This is a genomic window from Pseudoxanthomonas sp. LjRoot204_2 (genome assembly GCF_056175765.1).
Window position 1 is genome coordinate 1 of sequence record NZ_JBGFFG010000223.1, and the last position, 5,654, is coordinate 5,654.

4 protein-coding genes are annotated in these 5,654 nt (G+C 64.6%); 1 reads left to right on the top strand and 3 read right to left on the bottom strand.

Going from position 1 to position 5,654, the window contains the following annotated elements; all coding sequences use genetic code 11:
• Positions 1-601, top strand: a 601-nt coding sequence (locus AC04L7_RS11395; protein WP_475513035.1) for a sulfotransferase family protein, incomplete at its 5' end; no start/stop codon positions are given.
• On the opposite strand, the gene AC04L7_RS11400 is transcribed toward AC04L7_RS11395, so the two are convergent.
• From AC04L7_RS11400 to AC04L7_RS11410, 3 genes are all read right to left on the bottom strand, one after another.
• Positions 595-2,193 (bottom strand): methyltransferase regulatory domain-containing protein, encoded by a 1,599-nt coding sequence (locus AC04L7_RS11400; protein WP_475513036.1) that lies wholly within the window; start codon positions 2,191-2,193, stop codon positions 595-597. The genes AC04L7_RS11395 and AC04L7_RS11400 overlap by 7 nt on opposite strands.
• A gap of 22 nt (positions 2,194-2,215) precedes the next feature.
• On the bottom strand, positions 2,216-3,760 hold the full coding sequence (locus AC04L7_RS11405) for a tetratricopeptide repeat-containing sulfotransferase family protein (RefSeq protein ID WP_436001085.1): 1,545 nt from the start codon (positions 3,758-3,760) through the stop codon (positions 2,216-2,218).
• A 100-nt stretch (positions 3,761-3,860) separates the two neighbouring features.
• Positions 3,861-5,654 (bottom strand): TonB-dependent receptor domain-containing protein (locus AC04L7_RS11410; RefSeq protein ID WP_475513037.1); only part of this gene is annotated, 1,794 nt, incomplete at its 5' end.

A 5,654-nucleotide genomic window follows, 5' to 3' on the forward strand; every position in this document is an offset into this window, starting at 1 on the left:
CTGCAGCACCGAGCTCGATGCGGCCATCGTCCAGGCTTCGGCGGACTTCGACTATGGCGCCATCGGCAGGGGCTACCTGGAATCGGTGGACTGGCGTCGCGCGGGGCAGCGATTCGTCACCGACAAGTTGCCGTCCAACTTCCTCAACCTCGGTTTCATCCTCACCGCGTTGCCTGGCGCGAAGATCCTGCACATGTCGCGCGATCCGATGGAAACCTGCTTCTCCAACCTGAGGGAGCCGTTCTCGGCCACCACCTGCCGCTATTCGTACGACCAGGCCGAACTCGCCAACCACTATCGCCACTACTTCAGCCTGATGCAGCACTGGCGCCAGCGCTTCCCGGGGCGCATCCATGACGTGACCTACGCTGCGCTCGCCACCGATCCGGCGGCGGAACTGAAGCGCGTGACCACGTTCCTGGGCACGGGCTTCCAGCCGACGATGCTGGATCCGGCGTCCGCCACTGGCAGCGTCAACACCGCGAGCGCGGTGCAGGTACGGCAGAAGCCGGGCCTGCCCCTGCGGCCCAAGTGGCACGCATACCGCGACTACCTTACGCCGCTGGCGTGGCGCCTCTCGGAACTCGGCCAGCGTTACTGACCCRCTGGTCGCACCAGTATCGCGGCGCCGGCAAGACGCTGCAGCATCTCCGCCACGCGTGCCTCCGCCTGCGACTCCGTGTCATCCGCTGCCGCCTGCGGCAGGGCAGGTAGCCGTCCCTCGCGCAGGGCGGCGGCGGCGGCGGCCACCAGACCGTCTCTGTCCAGCGAACCGTCCATCAACGGGATCAGCAACCGGTCGATATCCCCCATTTCGATGCTGTCGTGCCAGAGATTGGCCACGTGCCTGCGCGGCGGCACGAGCGCGACGACCTGGCGCCTGACCGCCGGATCCACGACCGGACGATCACCTACGCCCGTGGCCTCCACGGCTGCCARACGAACCTGCGCCATGCCGCGCAGGGTCAGGCGCTCGCATAGTTCATCCACGGCCTCGCTCAGGATCTCCGGCGAAACCGCGTCCTTGTCGCCCTGCGTGAGCATCGCGTGGCGGAGCATATCGTCTCGCGTCACCGTGCCCGGCCACGCTCGCGCGAGTGCATCGATCGCCTGCTTGATACCGCTCAGGCTGGCGCCGATGCTCGCCGTATTCGGGAGCGCGACGAACTCCTGGTGCTGTCCGTCCAGGCGGATCGGTCCGTCGGTGGCGGACAGGTTCGCCGCGAAATGCATCCGATGCAGGGTCGCGCGATCCAGCTCCCAGCGGAGGTCTTCGGCGCGTTTCGCGTGCACCAGCAGGGTCTGGCGGAAGACACGGCTCACGGCGAAGTCCAGATACTGTTCGACGCGCACCTGATCGCCACCGAGCGCGCCGTACAGCTGCTGCGAGAGCTCCTGGCTGTAGTTGGACGGCAGCATGGTCGACGGCTGCGCTTCGCCCAGGTAAGCCAGGCCATGGCGACCTGTCCGCTCAACGAATTCATGGAAGTAGCAGGGCCGGTTGTTCGGGGCGAGATACTCGTGCGCCACGTAATCGGTGGGGCCGTTCATGATCGACGGCATGCACTCGTCGACCGCGGCGGCGGTCAGCCCCCCCGGCAGCGCCGTCTGCTTGAGGAAGTTGAGCATGGAGCGGCCGTAGCCCACCTGCTCGTCGACGGTCGGTCGCGCACCGCCATGCATCAGCATCGCATCGCGGACGATCTCCTTGGTCTTCCAGCCCGGATAGGTGTTGTAGCTGACGTAGGCGACGCCGTCCGCCGCAAGACAGCGGGCGATCAGACGCAGGACAGCGTCCTGCACCTCGGCGGGCACCCAGCTGTAGACGCCRTGGSCGATGATGTARTCGAACTCGCCGAGCGAATCCGCATCGAGATCGAGCAGGTCCGCTTCGATGAGGGAGGCATTGCCGATGCCCAGGCGATCGATGGACGCCTTCCCCTCGGCGATCTGGACTCCCGAGATATCCACGCCCACCACCCTCGCTTGCGGATAGCGCAACGCGATGGGGATCAGATTGCCGCCCGACCCGCATCCGAGCTCCAGGACGCGCGCCGTCGATACCTGTCCCGACGGCAACCCGAACAGGCTCGCAACGGCGGCCAGCTGTTCCGGGGCGCTGTACTGGTAGGCGTATGAGCTGTACGGCATGTCGTCGTAACGAGCCCGCGTATCTTGGTTGACGGGATTCATGGCTCTCCGGGATACGTTGGCGTCAGCGCAGCTCGTTGAGGAGCGGCTGCAGATAGGTTTCGTAGGGCGCCCACTTGGGCACGTCGCGCGCGATCACTTTGTCGCGCACCTGCACGGCACTGGCCGTTGCCACACTCTTGCCCTGCGAATTGGGCTGCAGCAGCTTGTCGGTGAACGGGAAGCCGCAGAAGGCCGCCACCTCGCGCATGGTGGCTTCCGTGTTCCGCGTCAGGTCCGTATAGGTGATGTCCAGGATCCGGCCAGGGAACGCCTGGTGCCAGTGCTGCATGAGGTCGCGATACTGGTTGCTGTAGTCCGCCAGCTCCACCTGGTCGTAGGAATACGGCGCGGCGTGGGCAAACAATTCGCGCAGGTTGGAGAAGCAGGTCTCCCGGGGGTCGCGCGACATGTGGATGATCTTCGCGTGCGGCATCGCTTGGCAGATGAAACCCACGTTCATGTGGTTGGGCGGCCACTTATCCGTGATGTGGGTGTGCCCGTTCAGGCGCCAGGCAACGCCTTCCATGTAGTTCCGGCCCAACTCGGTGTAATCGATCCCCGACGCACGCGCCACCGCGACCGGATCCGTAGCGCTGGGAAAATAATGATCGGTCGCATAGCGGACGCGCGCCGCCATGTCGTGGAGTTCGCCTGCGTTGAACACGCCGGGATCACCACCCATCAGCTGCTCCAGCAGCGTCGTGCCGGAGCGGTACATGCCGACGACGAAGATCGGCGTGATGTCCGACGCGTAGCCCGATGCGTCGACCTTCAAGGGCATCTGCTTCAACTGCGCGAACAGGCGACGCGTCGACTCGCGGTCGTACTTGTTCGCCGCGCGGTGGATGCGGTTGGCCGTGTCGAGCGCCTGGAAAGCACCCGCGACATCGCCGATGTCGTCGAGCTCCTTGTGCAGGGCGTAGTAGAGCCTCGTCTTGTCGACCAGGCCAAGGGAAGGCTTCTGCAGCGCGCGCCGGATGCCATCGACATGGTGCGTGTCCGCACTCCACTTGCGCATCCACGCGAGAACCCAGTAGGCGTTCGCGAACCCCGGATCCATGCGCAGGCATTCCATGATGTCCGCTTCAGCATCGTCGAAACGGCCCAGGAACAACTCCATCGTCGCTCGCGCCAGGCGAAGCGACGGCATCTGCGGCTGCAGCTGCATGGCACGGGTGACGAACTCAATCGCCTGCGCCTGGTCGCCCAGCCAGCTGAGCTGTGCGGACACCAGATGCAGCGTCTTGGGGTCGGCCATGCTGCGGAGGAACGGCGAGGCATCGATGTAGCGGCGCATGGCGGCCGACTCTTCGAAATGCCTCAGGCAAAGCAGGACGCTGGGCACCAGCGCCGGGTTGCCTACCGCGGAAGACAGCGCGCGTATCGCGTACTCACGTCCCTTCCGGTAGTTGTCGTTCGCCCGCGCCTCGAAACTGGACAGGTGCAGCAATGCTTCCGCGTTGTCGCCTGCGTCCAGGACCTTGCGGTAGTGCACGGTGGCGCCGGCCATGTCCTTCGCTGCGACCGCACGCCGCGCATGCGACAGCGCTTCCTCGATTTGCGGCATACCCACGTGTGTCTTGCCCTGCTCAATTCGTCACACATTCTACACGCAAAAAAAAGGGGCCCCTTGCGGGGCCCCTCCAAGACTTACTGCAAGCTGTGGATTACCAGCTCTGGGTGTAGCGGAAGTAGATCTCGCGACCGATACCGTAGTACAGGGCGCTCTGGTAGTACGGCGGGGTGAAGCCCAGCTGGTCCAGACGCGGCTTCTTGTCGGTCACGTTGATCGCACCGATGGTGAAGCGGCCGTTCCAGGGCGTCTTGTAGCTCGCCGCCAGGTCGTGGGTGATGTACGGCTTGTTGTCGCCGCAGTTCGAGACCAGGTAACCGAAGTCGACCACGTCCTGGCAGGTGTAGCCCAGGTCGTTGACCAGGTAGTCCTCGGTATACGACACGGTCTGGTCCATCGCGTTGATGGTCCACGCCAGCGAGAAGTCGCCCTTCTCCCACTCGTTCACCAGGTTCGCACGCCACTGCGGGTTATCGGTGGTGTTGACTTGGTCCGTCGTGTCCGAGTTCGGGCCACCGGTTTCGAACTTGTTGATCCAGCTCAGGCTGAGATTGTTGCGCAGCGAACCGAAGCTGCCCAGGTCGAAGCGGGTGGTCGCGTTGAAGTCGAAACCGTCGGTCTTGATGAAACCTTCGTTGGCGTAGCCAGCGCGGACCTGCAGCAGGGCACCGTTGGCCGGGTCACGAACGCTGTACAGGCTCGACGGCAGGTAGGTGCCGTTGCGTTCGCGGTTGATGACCGTCTGTGCCGAGAAGAACCGGATCGAATTGGTCAACTCGATGTTGTAGTAATCCAGCTTCATGCTGGCCCAGTCAGTCGGGTCCCACACYACGCCGGCGCTCCACTGCTTGGAGTCTTCCGCCTGCAGGTCGGGGGTGGCGACGCGCAGACCGTCGATCTGCAGGGTCGATCCCGGCGGCTGGCCGTAGGCGATCGCGGTGGGCGCGTCGACGACGCTGTCGGCCGAGAACGCATCCTTGGAGTTCAGGATGGTCAGCGGCGGCGCACGGAAACCTTCACCGTAGCTGGCGCGCAGGGTCAGGCTGTCGATGGGGTGGTAGCGGAACGAGATCTTCGGCACGAACGAGGTGCCGAAGTCGGAGTACGTGTCGTAACGCGCCGCCAGGTCGACCTCGAAGCTGCTGGTGAACGGCATCAGCCACTCGAAGTAGGCCGACGAGAAGTTGCGGCTGCCCGAGCTCGAGTTGCCCGACGAACCACCGATGTTGCCGGCTTCGGACTGCGCGTCGTACAGATCGGCGAATTCCTGCTTGTGGTGCTCGGCACCGACGACCAGGCCCGAGGTACCGCCCGACAGTTCGAACAGGTCGAACGTGGCGCTGCCGTAGACTTCTTCTTCCTTGAAGATGCCATCGCGGCCGATGGTGGCGCGAACGGCATTCAGCACTTCCGGATCGTTTGCGAGCGGATCGAAGATGCTGTACTCGCCGCTCTGGATCAGCGCGGTCGCGATCGGGATGTTGACGTAGTTGCGACCCAGCGAGATGTACTTCGATTCGGCGCGACGCAGGCCGAAGTCCACCGCCACCGTGTCGCTGACCTGCCAGTTGAAGCCCAGGTTGGTGTCGTAGGTGTTGGTGTCGTCGAAGTTGTCGCGCGGACCGACGGCGGCGAAGCGGTGCTTCAGCACGACGTCCTGGGCGGTGGTGTTGTTCGGGGTGCCGACCGGGATGAAGATGCCGGAATCCGCGAGCGTCGGCGCGAAGCGGCCGAAGCTGCTGACGCGGGTGACGCTGGAGTTCAGGTAGACGGTCCAGTCATCGTTGATCTGGTAGTCGCCACGCAGGAACAGGCCCTTCTGTTCCAGCGACGCGGTGTCCGCCGCGACCAGGTTGTAGTCGTAACGGCAAACCGCGCCGTCCTGCCA

Bases quoted from the DNA above. Each gene is read 5' to 3' on its own strand.
- AC04L7_RS11405 (WP_436001085.1), bottom strand. From the start codon at position 3,760: ATGCCGCAAATCGAGGAAGCGCTGTCGCATGCGCGGCGTGCGGTCGCA.